Source organism: Roseinatronobacter thiooxidans (assembly GCF_001870675.1).
Taxonomy (GTDB): domain Bacteria; phylum Pseudomonadota; class Alphaproteobacteria; order Rhodobacterales; family Rhodobacteraceae; genus Roseinatronobacter; species Roseinatronobacter thiooxidans.
The window spans coordinates 105693-121436 of sequence record NZ_MEHT01000018.1 but is presented as its reverse complement, the minus strand read 5'-3'; the positions used below and the strand labels follow the sequence as shown (position 1 = coordinate 121436).

15 protein-coding genes are annotated in these 15744 nt (G+C 60.1%); 9 read left to right on the top strand and 6 right to left on the bottom strand.

The genetic code is table 11. The features are described 5' to 3' along the window. Nucleotides 1–49: 49 nt before the first annotated feature. On the bottom strand, nt 50–637 hold the full coding sequence (locus BG455_RS09980; protein ID WP_071469840.1) for an NADPH-dependent FMN reductase: 588 nt from the start codon (nt 635–637) through the stop codon (nt 50–52). 212 nt (nt 638–849) lie between these two features. Here BG455_RS09980 and cobO point away from each other — a divergent pair, with 212 nt between their 5' ends. The 5 genes from cobO (at nt 850) to kdsA (ending at nt 5208) form a co-directional block, all read left to right on the top strand. Then, entirely contained in the window at nt 850–1464 is a 615-nt protein-coding gene (gene cobO, locus BG455_RS09975) for a cob(I)yrinic acid a,c-diamide adenosyltransferase (protein WP_071469947.1), read from the top strand. A gap of 91 nt (nt 1465–1555) precedes the next feature. Then, nucleotides 1556–2500, top strand: coding sequence for a hypothetical protein (locus BG455_RS09970; RefSeq protein ID WP_071469839.1), 945 nt, complete (start codon nt 1556–1558; stop codon nt 2498–2500). Between the two features lie 101 nt (nt 2501–2601). Continuing rightward, on the top strand, nt 2602–3582 hold the full coding sequence (locus BG455_RS09965; RefSeq protein WP_245735519.1) for a KpsF/GutQ family sugar-phosphate isomerase: 981 nt from the start codon (nt 2602–2604) through the stop codon (nt 3580–3582). Between the two features lies 1 nt (nt 3583). Next, nucleotides 3584–4384, top strand: coding sequence for a 3-deoxy-manno-octulosonate cytidylyltransferase (locus BG455_RS09960; RefSeq protein ID WP_071469838.1), 801 nt, complete (start codon nt 3584–3586; stop codon nt 4382–4384). After that, complete coding sequence (gene kdsA / locus BG455_RS09955; protein WP_071469837.1) at nt 4381–5208, top strand: 3-deoxy-8-phosphooctulonate synthase; 828 nt, start codon at nt 4381–4383, stop codon at nt 5206–5208. Before BG455_RS09960 ends, kdsA begins: the two co-directional genes overlap by 4 nt. A 432-nt stretch (nt 5209–5640) precedes the next feature. Here the strand turns inward: kdsA and BG455_RS09950 are convergent, their stop codons facing one another. Then, on the bottom strand, nt 5641–5823 hold the full coding sequence (locus BG455_RS09950) for a hypothetical protein (RefSeq protein ID WP_071469836.1): 183 nt from the start codon (nt 5821–5823) through the stop codon (nt 5641–5643). 134 nt (nt 5824–5957) lie between these two features. Here BG455_RS09950 and leuB point away from each other — a divergent pair, with 134 nt between their 5' ends. Beyond that, complete coding sequence (gene leuB / locus BG455_RS09945; RefSeq protein WP_071469835.1) at nt 5958–7061, top strand: 3-isopropylmalate dehydrogenase; 1104 nt, start codon at nt 5958–5960, stop codon at nt 7059–7061. Between the two features lie 232 nt (nt 7062–7293). Beyond that, entirely contained in the window at nt 7294–9501 is a 2208-nt protein-coding gene (locus BG455_RS09940; RefSeq protein WP_071469834.1) for an NADP-dependent isocitrate dehydrogenase, read from the top strand. 163 nt (nt 9502–9664) lie between these two features. Here BG455_RS09940 and BG455_RS09935 read toward each other — a convergent pair whose 3' ends face one another. The 4 genes from BG455_RS09935 to BG455_RS09920 form a co-directional block, all read right to left on the bottom strand. Next, the gene (locus BG455_RS09935) at nt 9665–10258 is read right to left on the bottom strand and encodes a bactofilin family protein (RefSeq protein WP_071469833.1); all 594 of its coding nucleotides are present in this window, start codon (nt 10256–10258) and stop codon (nt 9665–9667) included. After that, a complete protein-coding gene (locus BG455_RS09930) occupies nt 10248–11591 on the bottom strand; it encodes a DUF5930 domain-containing protein (RefSeq protein ID WP_245735518.1) in 1344 nt (447 codons plus the stop codon). The genes BG455_RS09935 and BG455_RS09930 overlap by 11 nt, the downstream gene beginning before the upstream one ends. A gap of 289 nt (nt 11592–11880) precedes the next feature. Continuing rightward, entirely contained in the window at nt 11881–12693 is an 813-nt protein-coding gene (locus tag BG455_RS09925; protein ID WP_071469831.1) for a ferritin-like domain-containing protein, read from the bottom strand. Continuing rightward, nucleotides 12690–13151, bottom strand: coding sequence for a peroxiredoxin (locus BG455_RS09920; RefSeq protein WP_071469830.1), 462 nt, complete (start codon nt 13149–13151; stop codon nt 12690–12692). Before BG455_RS09920 ends, BG455_RS09925 begins: the two co-directional genes overlap by 4 nt. 96 nt (nt 13152–13247) lie before the next feature. On the opposite strand from BG455_RS09920, the gene queA reads away from it, so the two are divergent. Then, nucleotides 13248–14297: a tRNA preQ1(34) S-adenosylmethionine ribosyltransferase-isomerase QueA gene (gene queA / locus BG455_RS09915; RefSeq protein WP_071469829.1), complete on the top strand. Its 1050-nt coding sequence runs from the start codon at nt 13248–13250 to the stop codon at nt 14295–14297. 109 nt (nt 14298–14406) lie between these two features. After that, the gene (locus BG455_RS09910; protein WP_071469828.1) at nt 14407–15654 is read left to right on the top strand and encodes an MFS transporter; all 1248 of its coding nucleotides are present in this window, start codon (nt 14407–14409) and stop codon (nt 15652–15654) included. The last annotated feature ends 90 nt before the right edge of the window (nt 15655–15744 follow it).

The window sequence follows — 15744 nt, the reverse complement described above, 5'->3', positions numbered from 1 at the left end:
AAAGGGGCGCAAGAATTGCGCCCCTTTTCGTTTCAGGTATGCGGTTACATCAGGTGCGGGCGGCCATGGTCGCGCGTGTCCACCAATCCAGCTCTTCCAGCATCGAATCTGCCGAACCGCCGATGGACCCTTCCAGCGTCTCGATGGGCTTTGGATCGCCGCCCAGCGGGTGCACGCTGAAGAAATCGCTGCCCCCGATATGCACGGCAGAGCGGGTTGAAACCATCTGCAATTCAATCCCGATGCTGCGCAGATGTTCCGCCGCGCGTGTGCCCCCGACCGAGCCGTAGCTGACAATGCCAAAAGCCTTGCGGTTCCATTCGACATAGGCTTGGTCCAGCGCGTTTTTCAGCGCACCCGTGATCGAGCGGTTGTATTCCGGCGTCACGAAAATGAACCCGTCGAAGCGCGCGATTGCGGCTTGCCAGTTGCGCGCGGCAGTATCTTCCGAAGGGACCCACGCGTTCGAGGCAACTTCGTTGAACAAGGGCAGATTGAAGGATTTAAGATCAACCATCTCGACATCCCAGTCGGCGCGCGCGGTGGCGCGGTTGAAAATCCACTCTGCGGGGGCATCGCCAAAACGCGAGTCGCGTGTGGTGCCCAAGATAACGGCAATACGGGGTTTGGAAGACATGGTGCATACTCCTGTAATTTTCTGCCACCTATCTGCGCCTTGTCCGGCGGGTCCGAAACACCGATTGCTGCACAGGCCATGTGCGCGCATGTTGTGGGGCGGGTGCGCCCTTGATCTTGCGGACGGGTATTGCGAAACCTGCACAGGCCGATCAAGGTCTGCGCCGCTGCCCGCGCGGGCCACATGCTTTGGATTTCAACAAGGACAAACTTATGACCGAACCAGACGAGTCTGCCCGTCACCGCGAGAAAATGAAGAAGATCAAGGCCGCGCGCGACAAGATGATGGCCACCAAAACCGGCGAGAAGGGGCTGATCGTGGTCCATACCGGGCCGGGCAAGGGCAAATCTTCGTCCGGCTTTGGCATGATCATGCGCTGCATCGCCCATGACATGCCCTGTGCGGTGGTGCAGTTCATCAAGGGCAACTGGATCACCGGCGAGCGCGAGTTCCTGCGCCAGAATTTCGCCGAACAATGCACATTCGTCGTCTCGGGCGAGGGGTTTACATGGGACACGCAAGACCGCGACCGCGACATTGCGGCCGCCCGTGCGGGCTGGGAACAGGCCAAAGACCTGATCCGCAACCCCGAGATCCGCATGGTGCTGTTGGATGAAATCAACATCGCCCTGCGCTATGACTACCTGCCACTGGACGAGGTTATTGCATTTCTGCGCGATGAAAAACCGCCCATGACCCATGTCGTTCTGACAGGGCGCAACGCAAAGCCAGAACTGATCGAACTGGCCGATCTGGTCACCGAGATGACGCTGGTCAAACACCCGTTCCGCGATGGGATCAAGGCGCAAAAAGGGGTTGAATTCTAAGCATGCGCGGGCATCGGGCACGTCTGGGCTGCGACCAAGCTGCAAATCCTTTGGGCATGCTGCATGCTGCCATGTGCAAGGGGGGCAGGGGATGATCCAGGCGCTGGCCTATCTGGCGCGGCAGGGGCGGCAGGTGTTGCTGGCGGGGCTTGTGCTGGGGGTGCTGGCGGGCCTTGCCTTGCCCGATCTGGCCGGAACCTTGCAAAAGCTGGTCGCGCCGGTGGTGGTGATACTGCTGTTTCTTGCCGTTTTGCGGCTGGGGCCAGAGGGGGTGCGGGCAGGTTTGGCAGGGTGGCGCGCAGGTGTGTTGAGCGTGCTTGCGTTGCAGCTGCTTTTGCCCTGTCTGGCTGTTGGTGTGCTGCTTGTCTTGCAGGTTGAAGCGATCTGGGCCTTTGGGCTGGTGCTGGTCCTTGCGGCAGCGCCAATTTCTGGAAGCCCCAATCTTGCAATAATGTCCGGTGCATCCGCGCCGACTGCGCTGCGGCAACTGGTGATGGGCACGCTGCTGTTGCCAGCCACGGCACTGCCGGTGTTTTTGTTGATGCCCGGTCTGGGCGCACCGGCCGAGGTGTTTGTCATCGTGCTGCGTCTGCTTGCGGTCATCGCCGCGGTGGGGGCATTGGGGCTGTGGCTGCGTGCCAGCGGGCTTGTCACGGCGAGCGCGCGCAGCCTGTCAGTGATCGATGGCTGCGCGACCTTGCTGCTAGCGCTGATTGTGATTGCGCTGATGGGGGCAGTTGGTCCGGCATTGGTGCAGGGGGTGCAGGGCTGGGGCCTGCTGCTTGGTGTGCTGGTCCTTGGATTTGGGCTTCAGATGGTGACTTTGCTGGCGGCATATGGCCGAATGCCGGACGAACAGGCCGCTGCTTTGGGGCAGGTTGCGGGCAATCGCAATATCGCCTTTTTTCTGGGTGTGCTGCCACCCGCGCTGGCAAGCGATTTGATGCTGTTTATCGGGTTGTATCAGATACCCATGTATCTGACCCCCGCTGTGATGGGTTGGGTCTATGCGCGCAAAGGGCTAAGGCTGGGCTAGGCGGGTGCCTGCTGGCCAAAGCCGTGTGTAATATTGACTCTTTGTCTGCTGTTCCATTACCTGCCGCAGATGCAAACAGGTCACGAAAGGACCCTTGCACCGTGATATTGAAAACCCAACCCGACAAGCCGCAGCGCGACGCCATTGCCGATGGCAAGGCTGTGATCTGCGCCGAGGCTGCGGCCCTGCGCACCATGGCAGACACTTTGGACAGCCGGTTTGCTGATGCTGTCCAGATCATTCTTGGCACCAAGGGGCGGCTTGTTGTGGCCGGTATTGGCAAGTCAGGCCATATCGGGCGCAAGATTGCGGCGACCTTTGCCTCGACCGGCACGCCGTCTTATTTTGTGCACGCCGCCGAGGCCAGCCATGGCGATATGGGCATGATTGTGGGCGATGATACTTGCCTGCTCTTGTCAAAATCGGGCGAGACACCGGAACTGAGTGACCTGATCTCTTACACGCGGCGCTTCGGCATTCGCCTGATCTCGATTACCGGAAATGCCGAAAGCACGCTTGCACAGAAATCTGATATGGCGCTGATCCTGCCGGATGTTGCGGAAGTCTGCGCCATCGGCATGGCCCCCACAACCTCGACCACCCTTAGCCTTGCGCTGGGCGATGCGCTGGCGGTGGCGGTCATGCGGCAAAAGGGGTTTGATCCGGCGAATTTTCATCTGTTCCATCCGGGCGGCAAGCTGGGCGCGCAATTCCTGCGCGTGGGCGAGTTGATGTATCAGGGCGATGGCTTGCCGCTGGTGGCCGAAGATGACGCGATGTCTGATGTGCTGATGCAGATGACAGGGTCCGGCTTTGGGGTGTCCATTGTCGCATCCGACAACAGGTTGTGCGGTATCATCACCGATGGCGATTTGCGCCGCAACATGGATGGGTTGATGACGCGGCGCGCGGGCGATGTGGCAACACGCAACCCCAAGACAATCGGGCCGGATGCCTTGGTGTCCGAAGCGGTGCGCATGATGAATGGCAGCAAGATCACGGTGCTTTGCGTGGTGGATGAGGAGCAGCAGGTGCAAGGCCTAATCCGGCTGCATGATTGCCTGCGGGCAGGGGTGATCTGACATGGCGGCCGATACAATCATCATCATTCCCGCGCGCTACGCCTCTAGCCGATATCCGGGCAAGCCCTTGGTGGGGTTGCGCGGCGCTGGTGGAGAGAGCGCCAGCCTGATTGAGCGCAGCTGGCGCGCAGCGCGCGCAGTGGCAGGGGTGGATGCCGTCTATGTGGCCACAGATGACGACAGGATTGCAGATGCAGCGCACGGTTTTGGCGCAGAGGTGGTGATGACCGACGCGGCCTGCGCCAATGGAACAGAGCGCTGCGCCGACGCTTTGGCGCGGCTGGGTATTGCGCCGCGCGTGGTCGTCAATCTGCAAGGAGATGCGCCGCTGACGCCTGCGTGGTTTGTCAGTGCCCTGATTGCTGCCATGAAGGCAGGGGCCGAAGTGGCAACCCCCGTCCTGCGCCTGACACCCGAAACCCATGCCCGCTTTCTGGAAGACCGTCGCGCAGGCCGCGTGGGCGGCACAACTGCGGTGATGACAGCACAGGGCCAAGCGCTTTATTTCTCGAAAGAAGTGCTGCCATATACAGGGCGCCTTTATTCCGGCGCAGAACAAGTGCCTGCCTTTCACCATGTGGGCGTGTATGCCTATACCCCACAGGCGCTGGCCGCTTATATGCAGGCGGGGGCCTGTGATCTGGAAAACCTTGAGGGGCTGGAACAGTTGCGCTTTCTCTATAACGGTCTGCCTGTCACTTGCGTCGAGGTAGAGGCACAGGGGCGTGAATTCTGGGAATTGAACAACCCCGAAGACGTGGCACGCATTGAGGCTGTTTTGCACCGCGAGGGGATTTTATGACATTACGCATCGGCCAGATCGAGATTGGCAACGCCTTGCCCTTTGCCCTGATTTCGGGACCATGCCAGATGGAATCGCTGGACCATGCGCGCCTGATCGCGGGCAGTCTGGCCGAAACCTGCGCGCGGCTTGGCATTCCGTTCATTTTCAAGGCCAGCTATGACAAGGCCAACCGCTCCAGCCTGTCGGGGCAGCGGGGGCTTGGCATGGACAAGGGCCTTGAAATTCTGGCGCAGATTCGGGCTGAATTCGGCTGCCCGGTGCTGACCGATGTGCACGACGCCGCACAGTGCGCCCCTGCCGCCGAAATTTGTGACATTTTGCAAATTCCCGCCTTTCTGTGCCGCCAGACGGATTTGTTGCTGGCAGCAGGGGCGACAGGGCGGGTGATCAATGTGAAAAAGGGCCAGTTTCTGGCCCCGTGGGACATGGTGCATGTGGCGGCCAAAGTCGCATCAACCGGCAATGAGCAGATCATGCTGTGTGAACGGGGCACATCCTTTGGCTATAACACTTTGGTGTCCGATATGCGCGCGCTGCCGGTCATGGCGCAGACGGGCTATCCGGTGATTTTTGACGCCACACATTCCGTGCAGCAACCGGGCGGGCAGGGCACCAGCTCTGGTGGGCAGCGCGAATTCGTGGCCCCGCTGGCCCGCGCGGCGCTGGCGGTTGGCTGCGCGGGGCTGTTCATCGAGACGCATGAATCCCCCGACAGCGCCCCCTCGGATGGGCCGAATATGGTGCCGCTGGATCAGATGGCGGCACTTCTGGCGCAGTTGCAGGGCTATGACCAGCTGTCAAAAGCGGGCAAAGTCACCTAGTGCAGGGGCTTGCCATGTGAAGCCCGTGTGTTGTGCATGCCCGCACGACCGCTTTCTAGGGTTCAGCGTTTGACACTAGCTTCCTGTCTCTTTCGGCGGGGGTAAGCCGCGAGTGGCAATTTTGCGGGACTTTTCAGCTGTTCGCGCGGAATAGAGGGCCGCAGGCCCGCCGCCCCTCAAAGGGCCGTCCCCCGGCATGGCGATTTGGCTTGGCTACGCGCAAAGCCCTGATCTTTCCCGGATTTGGCTGGCATAAAGTGCTATAGCAAGGCGCGAAGATCGCCGCACCACGGCCCGACGCTACGTGGCTTGGGTCAGCTTTCCAATGTGCCCTAAGCCCTCCAAGCCGTCATTGGCTGAAGCGTGCCTGATGGCGCGCGTCGCATAAACAGCTGTCGCTTTGGAATGATGCGGATGAAGCGCAGCCTGCCTTCAAACCTCTCGCCCGCGTGCGATGCGCGTATAGGCCGCAAGCCGCTGGTCAGGATGCGCGCGCAGCCGCGCGATCAGGGTCTGTGTGGTTTGGTGCGGCGCTGTGCTGCGTGCGATCTTCAGGAACTGGCCCAGTCGCGTGCCTTGGTTGATGCGCGGTTTGTCGATCAGATGTTTGGACATATCTCGCTTCCCCTATGATAATCCGAAATCATAGCCTACCACATCCTTGCATTCCGGCCAAAGCCCGCGCGCCCTCTCTTGACGCCCCTGTGATCAGGCTCTAGCCAGTGCTGCGACAAGCGAGAGGAAAACCAATGACCAACCCTTCCCTGCTCATTCTGCCCGGCGACGGGATCGGCCCCGAGGTGATGGCCGAGGTGCGCAAAATTATTGACTGGTTCGGTGCCAAGCGCGGCCTGAATTTCGATGTCAGCGAAGATTTGGTGGGCGGCGCTGCCTATGATGCGCATGGCACGCCGCTGCATGATGACACGATGGCGCGCGCACACGCGGCGGATGCCGTGTTGCTGGGCGCTGTAGGTGGCCCGAAATATGACGTTCTGGATTTCAGCGTAAAGCCCGAACGCGGGCTGCTGCGTCTGCGCAAGGAAATGGACCTGTTCTCGAACCTGCGTCCCGCGCAATGCTTTGACGCGCTGGCCGATTTCTCGTCGCTGAAAAAAGATGTCGTCGCGGGACTGGACATCATGATCGTGCGCGAACTGACATCCGGCGTTTATTTCGGAGAGCCGCGCGGGATTTTCGAGGAAGGAAACGAGCGTGTGGGCATCAACACCCAGCGCTATACCGAATCCGAGATTGCGCGGGTCGCGCGTTCGGCGTTCGAGCTGGCGATGCGCCGGGGCAAGAAGCTGTGCTCGATGGAAAAGGCCAATGTCATGGAATCGGGCATTCTGTGGCGCGAGGTTGTAACCGAGGTGGGCCGCGACTACCCCGAAGTTGAACTCAGCCATATGTATGCCGATGCAGGCGCTATGCAGCTGACGCGCTGGCCCAAGCAATTCGATGTGATCGTGACCGATAACCTGTTTGGCGACTTGCTCTCGGATCTGGCGGCGATGCTGACCGGCTCGTTGGGTATGCTACCCTCTGCCAGCCTTGGCGCGCCTATGGCAAATGGCCGGCCCAAGGCATTGTATGAACCCGTGCATGGCTCTGCCCCTGATATTGCAGGGCAGGGCAAGGCCAACCCGATCGCCTGTATCCTGAGCTTTGCAATGGCACTGCGCTACAGCTTCGATCAGGGTGCAGAGGCCGCGCGGCTGGAGGCGGCGATTGAAACAGTGCTGGCCGATGGCCTGCGCACTGCCGATCTGATGGGGCCGGATGGGGGCACGCCCGTGTCGACTGCGGGCATGGGCGATGCGATTCTCGCGGCCTTGGATGCCAGCCTGTAACGGCATATCAGAAAGACCAGCTTGAATATCTGCGCAAGGTGACCCCGGACTTGATCCGGGGTCTCTGGGAGGATCAAGCCGAGAGGCCCCGGATCAAGTCCGGGGCTTGCCTTTGCGAAGGCCGAGACATGGCGCGCATGTCTGCAAAAAAACCTTTTGTATACCATTGTGCACTGTTTACCTCTGCCGGGAAACCGCTTATGCTGCGCGCAGCTGAAGAAGGGTTCCTCACATGACTGATAAAACCATTCCTGATATCCTTTACACCAAGGTTGACGAAGCCCCCGAGCTTGCCTCGGCCTCGCTCTTGCCGATCATCCAGACATTTGCCTCTGCTGCCGGTGTCACGATCGGCACCCGCGACATTTCGTTGGCAGGGCGGATCATTTCATCTTTCCCCGAATATCTGAGCGAAGCACAGCGCATCCCTGATGATCTGGCAGAGCTGGGCGAGCTGGTGAAGACGCCACAGGCCAATGTCATCAAGCTGCCCAATATCTCTGCCTCGATGCCGCAGCTTCTGGCTGCCTTGAAAGAGTTGCAGGGGCAGGGCTATGCGCTGCCTGATTACCCCGAAACCCCGCAGACCGACGAAGAAAAATCGGTGCGTGCGCGGTTTGATGCGATCAAAGGCTCTGCTGTGAACCCTGTTTTGCGCGAAGGCAATTCCGACCGCCGCGCTGCCGCCGCCGTCAAGCGCTATGCGCAGGCCAACCCCCACCGCATGGGCAAGTGGAGCGCTGACAGCAAAACCCGCGTTGCGGCCATGTCGGGCGGTGATTTCTTCTCGAACGAGACATCTGCAACCCTGCCACAGGCCGCAACCGCCAAGATCGTGTTGCGCGGCGCTGACGGGTCCGAGACTGTGCTGAAAGAGGGCGTATCCTACCCCGCAGGCACCGTTGTTGATGCAACCTATTTGTCAGCACATGCGCTTGGTGCGTTTCTGGAACAGGAAATCGCAACGACCAAGGCCGAAGGCACGCTGTTTTCGCTGCATCTGAAAGCCACGATGATGAAGGTCTCGGACCCGATCATTTTCGGCCATGCGGTCAAGGTCTGGCTGAAACCCGTATTCGAGAAATTCGGCGATGAGATGGCCGCCCTTGGCGTGAACCCCAATTCCGGCATGGGCGATCTGCTGGAGCGCGTGAAAGACAATGCCGAGATCATGGCCGAGATTGACCGCGTGACCGCCACGCGCCCGCCCATGTATATGGTCAATTCCGACAAGGGCATCACCAACCTGCATGTGCCCTCGGATGTGATCATCGACGCCTCTATGCCTGCGCTGATCCGCGCAGGCGGCAAGGGCTGGGGGCCGGACGGGCAGGAACATGACACCGCCTGTGTCATCCCCGACAACTCTTATGCGCCCGTCTATGACGAGACGATCAAGTTTTTCAAAGCCAATGGTGCACTGGACCCTGCCACCGCAGGCACTGTGCAAAACCTTGGCCTGATGGCGCAAAAGGCCGAAGAATACGGCAGCCACCCGACCACATTTGAAATCCCCCATGCCGGCACTGTGCAGATGGTGCTGGAAGATGGCAGCGTTTTGCATGAACATTCGGTATCGGCAGGCGATATCTGGCGTTCTGCCAGCGTGCGCAAGGCCCCGATCGAGGATTGGGTTGCCTTGGCCATCGAGCGTCAGAAAGCCACTGGCTACCGCGCCATTTTCTGGCTCGACGAAAACCGCGCGCATGACGCACAGCTTATCGCCTATGTGAAACCCTTGCTGGAAGCCAAGGGCGTGGCCGACAAGTTCGAGATCATGTCACCGCGCGATGCCACCCGCGCCAGTCTGGAAACGATCACCAAGGGCGAGAATACCATCGCCATTACCGGCAATGTGCTGCGCGACTACCTGACCGATCTGTTCCCGATTCTGGAGCTGGCAACCAGTGCCAAAATGCTGTCCATCGTCAAGCTGATGCAGGGCGGCGGTTTGTTCGAAACTGGCGCGGGCGGCTCTGCCCCCAAGCATGTGCAGGATCTGGTCGCAACAGGGCATCTGCGCTGGGACAGTCTGGGCGAATTCTGCGCGCTGGGCGAAAGTTTCCGCTTCCTTGCGGATATGCGCGACAACGCAAAGGCGCGCATCCTTGGCGATGCTGTCGAGGTGGCGACACAGGGTGTGCTGGATAACGACCGCTCGCCGGGCCGCAAGGCGGGGCAGCCTGACAACCGCCACAGCCATTACTGGTTCGCCCGCTATTGGGCCGAAGCCTTGGCGGCGCAAACCGAAGATGCTGATCTTGCTGCCCATTTCGCGCCAATCGCCACAGCACTGGCCGAGAATGAAGCGGCCATTGTCAAGGAATTGCTTGATGCGCAAAGCCAGCCGGTTGATCTGGGGGGCTACTACCATACAGACCCCGTGAAAACCGCCGCTGTTATGCGCCCCTCCGCCAGCTTGAATGCGATTATCGGCTAAAAGCGGTGAAAGAGAAATTGACGCGCCCCGGCCTTTTGGCCGGGGCGTTTGCGTTGGGGCACAGTCTGTTTCCGCTCAATCCACAAGCGCGGCGCAGGGCATGATATGAAAAGAGCCGCGCTTGATGCGCGGCTCTGGGCAGGGCTGTCATGTCGGCAGATGTTCAGGACTGAACAGATTTCTTTGCTTCAGCGGCCTTGCGCACTGCGTCCGATGCCTCGGGGCGTTGCTGCTGGTAAGTTTGCTGCGCTGGCTTGGCCTCTGGTTCTTTGGCAGGGGCGCTGGCGGCACGGCTGGTTTGCAGCGGATCATCTTGCCGCTGAACCGAGCCTTCAAAATGCGCGCCCGATTCGATGGCGATTGTCTTGTGGATGATGTCGCCTTCGACCTGCGCAGAAGAGGTCAGGCGCACTTTCAACCCGCGCACACGGCCAATCACGCGACCATTGATGACAATGTCATCAGCCACAATCTCGCCGCGAATCGTCGCAGTCTCGCCCACGGTCAGCAGATGCGCGCGGATGTCGCCATCTACGATGCCTTCGATGACCACATCGCCGGTTGTCTTCAGATTGCCTGTGATGGTCAGGTCAGATGCCATGACCGACGCTGCAGGCTTGGACTTGGTCACATGGCTGGCAGAGGTGTCCGCACCGCCCTGACGCAGGAACGACGGCGTCGATTCGGCGCTTTTCGCAGGTGCTTGCTCTGCTTCGGCTTTGGGGCCGGGTTCATTGATACGACTCTTAGAAAACATGCTGTCCAGCCCTTATATATGTAACAGGATTCACAGGCCGACCGTTGACGCGCACCTCATAGTGCAGGTGCACCCCGGTCGACGCACCAGTAGTGCCCATACCACCAATACGCTGCCCGCGCGAGACCCTTTGTCCTGCCTTGACATCGATAGAGTTCAAATGCGCGTAATAGGTCTCGATTCCGAAATCATGCTGGATCACGACGATGTTGCCATAGCCGCGCTGACGCTCTGCGGTTTTGACCACGCCTTCGCCGGATGCAAGAATCGCAGTGCCGCGCGGGCCAGCCCAGTCCAGACCGTTATGCATGGTATTGCGCCCTGTCAGCGGGTGGCGGCGCATGCCGAAACCTGACGTCTCGCGCACACTTCCTGCACTTACAGGACGGGCGACAGGCAAGCGGTCTACCCCTTGGCGATAGGCGTTCACATCGGCCATCCGGTCCAGAATGGCATTCGCGCGCGCGATGTCCTGACTTGGCCCCAGCGTGCCCGAGGTTGAAATGGCGATGGGGCGCAGCGAGGCGGTTTGCGAAGACGCGCCTTGGCGCACAAGCCTGCGAATCTGGTCGGGCGACACGCCTGCACTGTTGAACACGCGCTCTAGCGGGGCGACAACGGCATCCAGCGCTTCTTCAAGCTGGCTGAAGATCATGTGATTGCGATCTTTCAGCAGGGCGTTTTCCATGGCCAGATGGCGGGCCTGATTTGCTGCCTGCTCTGCGCTTACATTCAGGTCATGCGTCACATGCGAGGCGCGGTCCATCGCGGCCAGCAGATAATCCAGCATCTGTTCATTGTCGCGGCTGCGGTCGGCGGCGGTGCGGGTCGAGCCGGTTTCCGCTTCCAGGGTGCGCGTCACTTCAGCAAGGCGCGCGCGGGCATCATCACGCTCTCGCGTTACACGGCCAATGGTGCTGTGGATCGCGTCGATTCCGGTTTCCAGTTCCAGCCTGCGTTCTTCCGAGGCCAGCAATTGCATCTGCATTTCCGAGATGCGCTCCATCGCTTCGGAGAATCTGGCCTGCGCGGTTTCGGTTTCGCGGGCGCGTGCATCACGTTCATTGGCAAGCTGGTTCAGGCGCTGTTCGTAATTCGCCTGCTCTCGCAAGGCCTGATCGCGCAATGTGCCAGACCCGATCACATCCATCAGCAAGATCGAGGTTGCGATAACCCCCCATGCAAAGAACACAGCGACCGATGCAAACCCCACCGCCTGAGAGGCGGGTCGAAGGCGCACAAAGCGTGTCGAGTTGTTGGACCGCAAGAAGAGGCGCTGTTCGGGAAACTGGCGCTCCAGTCGCTGATTTACGCGAACGAGTAGTCGTTTCAAAGCAATCGTCCTGTTATCCGCTATTTCTGGCTTGGGGTGCATCTGGCATAAGGAAACATTCACTCACTCAGCAGGGATACATATTCACCACCGCACCCTCAATCCTGTTAAGGGGCGCAGGCCAAGGGGGCAATGTGTTAATTCACTCTGACAGTGTCGCCATGCCTGTCACGCGCAATATCAGCAATTTCTTGCCGATAGCAGATGGAATTCATGCGGTTTCGCGTTGGAAATAGCACTTTTCCGCCAATCGCGGGGCGTGGTTTTCGGTGATGCTTAGCCGTGGGGCCTATGCGGGTTCGGTCAAAGGCCAGTAAAAATCGGGCGGCAAACCCGCTTGCGCGCGTTTTTCTTCATTGAAGGGCGGCTTCAATGTGCTGTGGAAATAGCGGCGCACAAGGTCCAGAAACACCGGCTGCGGGTCCAGCCCCTGCCGCCCGCACAGGAAGTTGAACCACTTGGACCCATAGGCAACATGCCCGACTTCTTCAGCATAGATCACCTCCAGGGCGGCAACGGTGTGATCTTCGCGCGCTTGTTTGAATATCTTGATCATGCCGGGGGTCACATCCAGACCGCGCGCTTCCAGCACCATGGGCACAACGGCCAGCCTGCCCAGAATATCGGCTGCGGTATCTTCTGCCGCGCGCCACATGCCTGCATGTGCGGGCAACGCGCCGTAATGGCTGCCCAAGCGTTCCAGACAATCGCAGATCAGGTTGAAGTGGTTTGACTCTTCATCTGCCGCCTTGACCCAGTCATCGAAGAACCCCAGCGGCATATCAATATCGTGAAACCGCGCGACCAGATCCCAATGCAGATCGACCGCGTTAAGTTCGATATGTGCAATTGCGTGCAAAATCGCGGCGCGCCCTTCCGGGCTGCCGGGGCGGCGGCGTGGTACATCGCGCGGGTCCAGCAATTCGGGCTGCGCGGGGCGGGCAGGCCGGTCTGGCGGGGTGCATTGCCCGATGGCCAGGGGCGCGCCCGCCTTGCGCGCGGCAAACCAGCTTGCCGCATGCTTGCGCGAAAGGGCGGTTTTGTCGCGCCCGTCCGCAGTGCAGAGCACCTCGACAGCCATATCGCGCAAGCTTGGGGTCATAGGGCGCGCACGGCTTCCAGCACTGTGGCGGCGTGGCCTGCGGCTTTGACCTTGCGCCAGACCTGCGCCACGCGCCCTTCGCCATCAATCAGAAAACTCGCCCGCTCGATCCCCATCGAGACCTTGCCATACATGTTCTTCTCGACCCAGACGCCGTAGCGTTCGCACACATCGCCTTCGGCATCTGATGCAAGGATCACGCCCAAGCCATGCTTGGCGACGAATTTGTCATGCTTGGCAACGGTGTCTTTGGAAATGCCGATCACTTTGGCGCCTGCCGCCTCGAACTCGGCGATCAAGGCGGTGAATTCCATCGCTTCGGTGGTGCAGCCCGGCGTGTCGTCGCGCGGGTAGAAATACAGCACCACCTTGGACGGCTTCAGCGCCGAAAGGGTCACGTCGCCGCCCCCATCGCGGGGCAGGGTGAAATCGGGGGCATTCTCGCCAATCTGTGTCATTCTACTCTCCGTGTCACGACTGCGTTGCCCAGTGTTGTAGCGAGTTGGCGGCCAAGTTAAAGGGGCCGCCAGAGATTTGCGCAAAAGGGGCCGCCGATGAAACTGTCGGATTTCGATTTTGACCTGCCGGAAGACCTGATCGCAACCCGCCCCGTGCGCCCGCGCCGCGCGGCGCGTCTGCTGCTGGCGCAGGGCAAGACCATTGCCGACAGGCAGGTGGCCGATCTGCCCGATATTTTGCGCGCGGGCGATCTGCTGGTGATCAACACCACCAAGGTTCTTCCCGCCCGCCTGACAGGGCAGCGCCACCGCGACAGTGCCCAAGGGCCAGTCAGCGCCAAGATCGAGATCACATTGATCGAGCCGCAACCAGACGGAAGCTGGCGCGCGCTGGCCAAACCCTTGCGCAAACTGGCGCAGGGCGAAGAGATTTTTTTTACAGATGCGCTGCGCGCAGTCGTCGTCGCCCGTCATGCAGAAGATGTGATCTTGCGCTTCAATCTGGAAGGGGATGATTTCGACACCGCGCTGGATGCGGCGGGGCAGATGCCCTTGCCGCCCTATATCGCCGGTCGTCGTGCCGCCGATGCGCAGGACCGCGAAGATTACCAGACCGTTTTCGCCCGCAACGCGGGTGCCGTGGCTGCCCCCACGGCATCGCTGCATTTCGATACAGCGCTGATGGCGCAGTTGCGTGACATGGGGGTCGCGTTTTGCGAGGTTACCTTGCATGTGGGCGCGGGCACTTTTTTGCCGGTCAAGGTCGATGATGTCCGCGATCACAAGATGCATGCCGAATGGGGGCAGGTGACAGAACAGGCGGCTGCGCAGATCATGGCGGCCCGCAAGGCGGGGGGGCGGATTATACCCGTTGGCACCACGGCATTGCGGCTGATCGAAACCGCCGCCACGGGCGCCGGCCAGATTGGCCCCTGGACCGGCAAAACCGATATTTTCATCACGCCCGGTTTCAGCTTCCAGCTTGCTGACGGGCTGATGACCAATTTCCACTTGCCGAAATCCACGCTGATGATGCTGGTCTCGGCGCTTATGGGGCGCGAACAGGTCATGGAAATCTACGCCCATGCGATTGCCGCGCGGTACCGCTTCTTCTCTTACGGCGACTCGTCTCTGCTGATACCCTAAGCGCGACGCGCACAGGTCGCTTATGTCATATCTTCGCAACCTCTTTCAGCGTAGATGGTGGTCTGCCGCGTAACCGCCCGCCTGCCGACCTTCAGCCACAGGACCACAGATGTTCAAAGTATTCACCGCGTCATGGGCCTTGTTGCTGGGCATGATGTTCCTGATGGTCGGCAATGGCGTGCAGGGCACGTTGCTGGGGATTCGTGGCGCGATCGAGGGGTTTTCGACCTTTCAGATGTCGGTGGTGATGTCGGCCTATTTCGCAGGCTTCCTGTTCGGCTCTCGCATGGCGCCCGAGATGATTCGCCGTGTGGGCCATGTGCGGGTGTTCGCGGCGCTTGGCTCGCTGATATCGGCGGTGCTGATCCTGTATGCGGCGATCCCTGACTGGATTGTCTGGGCGCTGCTGCGCGTGCTGATCGGGTTTTGCTTCTCTGGCGTCTATGTCACGGCAGAAAGCTGGCTGAACAACACCGCCAGCAATGAAAACCGCGGGCAGGCGCTGTCGCTGTATATGATCGTGCAAATGCTGGGCATCATTGCGGCGCAGGCGCTGATCAACTTTGCGGACCCTGCCGGATATTTGCTGTTTGTTATTCCTTCCGTGCTGGTGTCACTGGCCTTCGCACCTATTCTGCTATCGGTCAGCCCTGCGCCCGTTTTCGGAACAACACGGTCCATGACCATCCGCGAACTTTATGGCGTCTCGCCGCTTGGGGTTGTGGGCACGTTCCTGATGGGGGGGGTGTTTGCGGCCATGTTCGGCATGACCGCAGTCTGGGGCACCGAAGCGGGGCTGAGCATTCTGGAAATCTCGATCTTCACAGGCGCGATCTATTTCGGGGGGCTGGTGTTCCAATACCCGATTGGCTGGCTGTCCGACCGGATGGACAGACGGAAATTGCTGGTGATTGTGTCCTTGATCGGTGTGGCAGGCGGTTCGCTGGCGGTGCTGTTTGACCTTAGCTTTATCTGGTTGGTCGGTGTTGCGCTGATTATCGGCGGCATTTCCAACCCGCTTTATTCGCTGTTGGTGGCCTATACCAACGACTATCTGGAAACCGACCAGATGGCCGCGGCCTCTGGCGGGTTGCTGTTCGTCAACGGGGTGGGGGCGATCCTTGGGCCGTTGATCATCGGTTGGCTGATGGGGGTGATCGGGCCATCCGGGTTTTTCCTGTTCATCATCGTGTTGATGATGATGCTGGTGATCTATGCCATCTGGCGCATGACGCAGCGCCCCTCTATTCCTGTCGCGGAAAGCGGCCCGTTCGCGGCAGTCTCGCCTGTTGTGTCGGCGGCAACAGTGGAAGGCGTCTATACCGAACTGACCGAGCAGCAGGCAGATGCCAGCTGAACAAGTTGTATTTTGGCAATGATTTGCGCGCTCAAGCGGGTGTTACTGCAAAAAACTTGTGCGCATGCCGAAAGACTGTCACCTTTGTTT

Excerpts from the sequence above, each read along its gene's own strand:
- BG455_RS09980 (WP_071469840.1), bottom strand. The coding sequence starts at position 637 with ATGTCTTCCAAACCCCGTATTGCCGTTATCTTGGGCACCACACGCGAC.
- cobO (WP_071469947.1), top strand. The coding sequence starts at position 850 with ATGACCGAACCAGACGAGTCTGCCCGTCACCGCGAGAAAATGAAGAAG.
- BG455_RS09970 (WP_071469839.1), top strand. The coding sequence starts at position 1,556 with ATGATCCAGGCGCTGGCCTATCTGGCGCGGCAGGGGCGGCAGGTGTTG.
- BG455_RS09960 (WP_071469838.1), top strand. The coding sequence starts at position 3,584 with ATGGCGGCCGATACAATCATCATCATTCCCGCGCGCTACGCCTCTAGC.
- kdsA (WP_071469837.1), top strand. The coding sequence starts at position 4,381 with ATGACATTACGCATCGGCCAGATCGAGATTGGCAACGCCTTGCCCTTT.
- BG455_RS09950 (WP_071469836.1), bottom strand. The coding sequence starts at position 5,823 with ATGTCCAAACATCTGATCGACAAACCGCGCATCAACCAAGGCACGCGA.
- leuB (WP_071469835.1), top strand. The coding sequence starts at position 5,958 with ATGACCAACCCTTCCCTGCTCATTCTGCCCGGCGACGGGATCGGCCCC.
- BG455_RS09940 (WP_071469834.1), top strand. The coding sequence starts at position 7,294 with ATGACTGATAAAACCATTCCTGATATCCTTTACACCAAGGTTGACGAA.
- BG455_RS09935 (WP_071469833.1), bottom strand. The coding sequence starts at position 10,258 with ATGTTTTCTAAGAGTCGTATCAATGAACCCGGCCCCAAAGCCGAAGCA.
- BG455_RS09925 (WP_071469831.1), bottom strand. The coding sequence starts at position 12,693 with ATGACCCCAAGCTTGCGCGATATGGCTGTCGAGGTGCTCTGCACTGCG.
- BG455_RS09920 (WP_071469830.1), bottom strand. The coding sequence starts at position 13,151 with ATGACACAGATTGGCGAGAATGCCCCCGATTTCACCCTGCCCCGCGAT.
- queA (WP_071469829.1), top strand. The coding sequence starts at position 13,248 with ATGAAACTGTCGGATTTCGATTTTGACCTGCCGGAAGACCTGATCGCA.
- BG455_RS09910 (WP_071469828.1), top strand. The coding sequence starts at position 14,407 with ATGTTCAAAGTATTCACCGCGTCATGGGCCTTGTTGCTGGGCATGATG.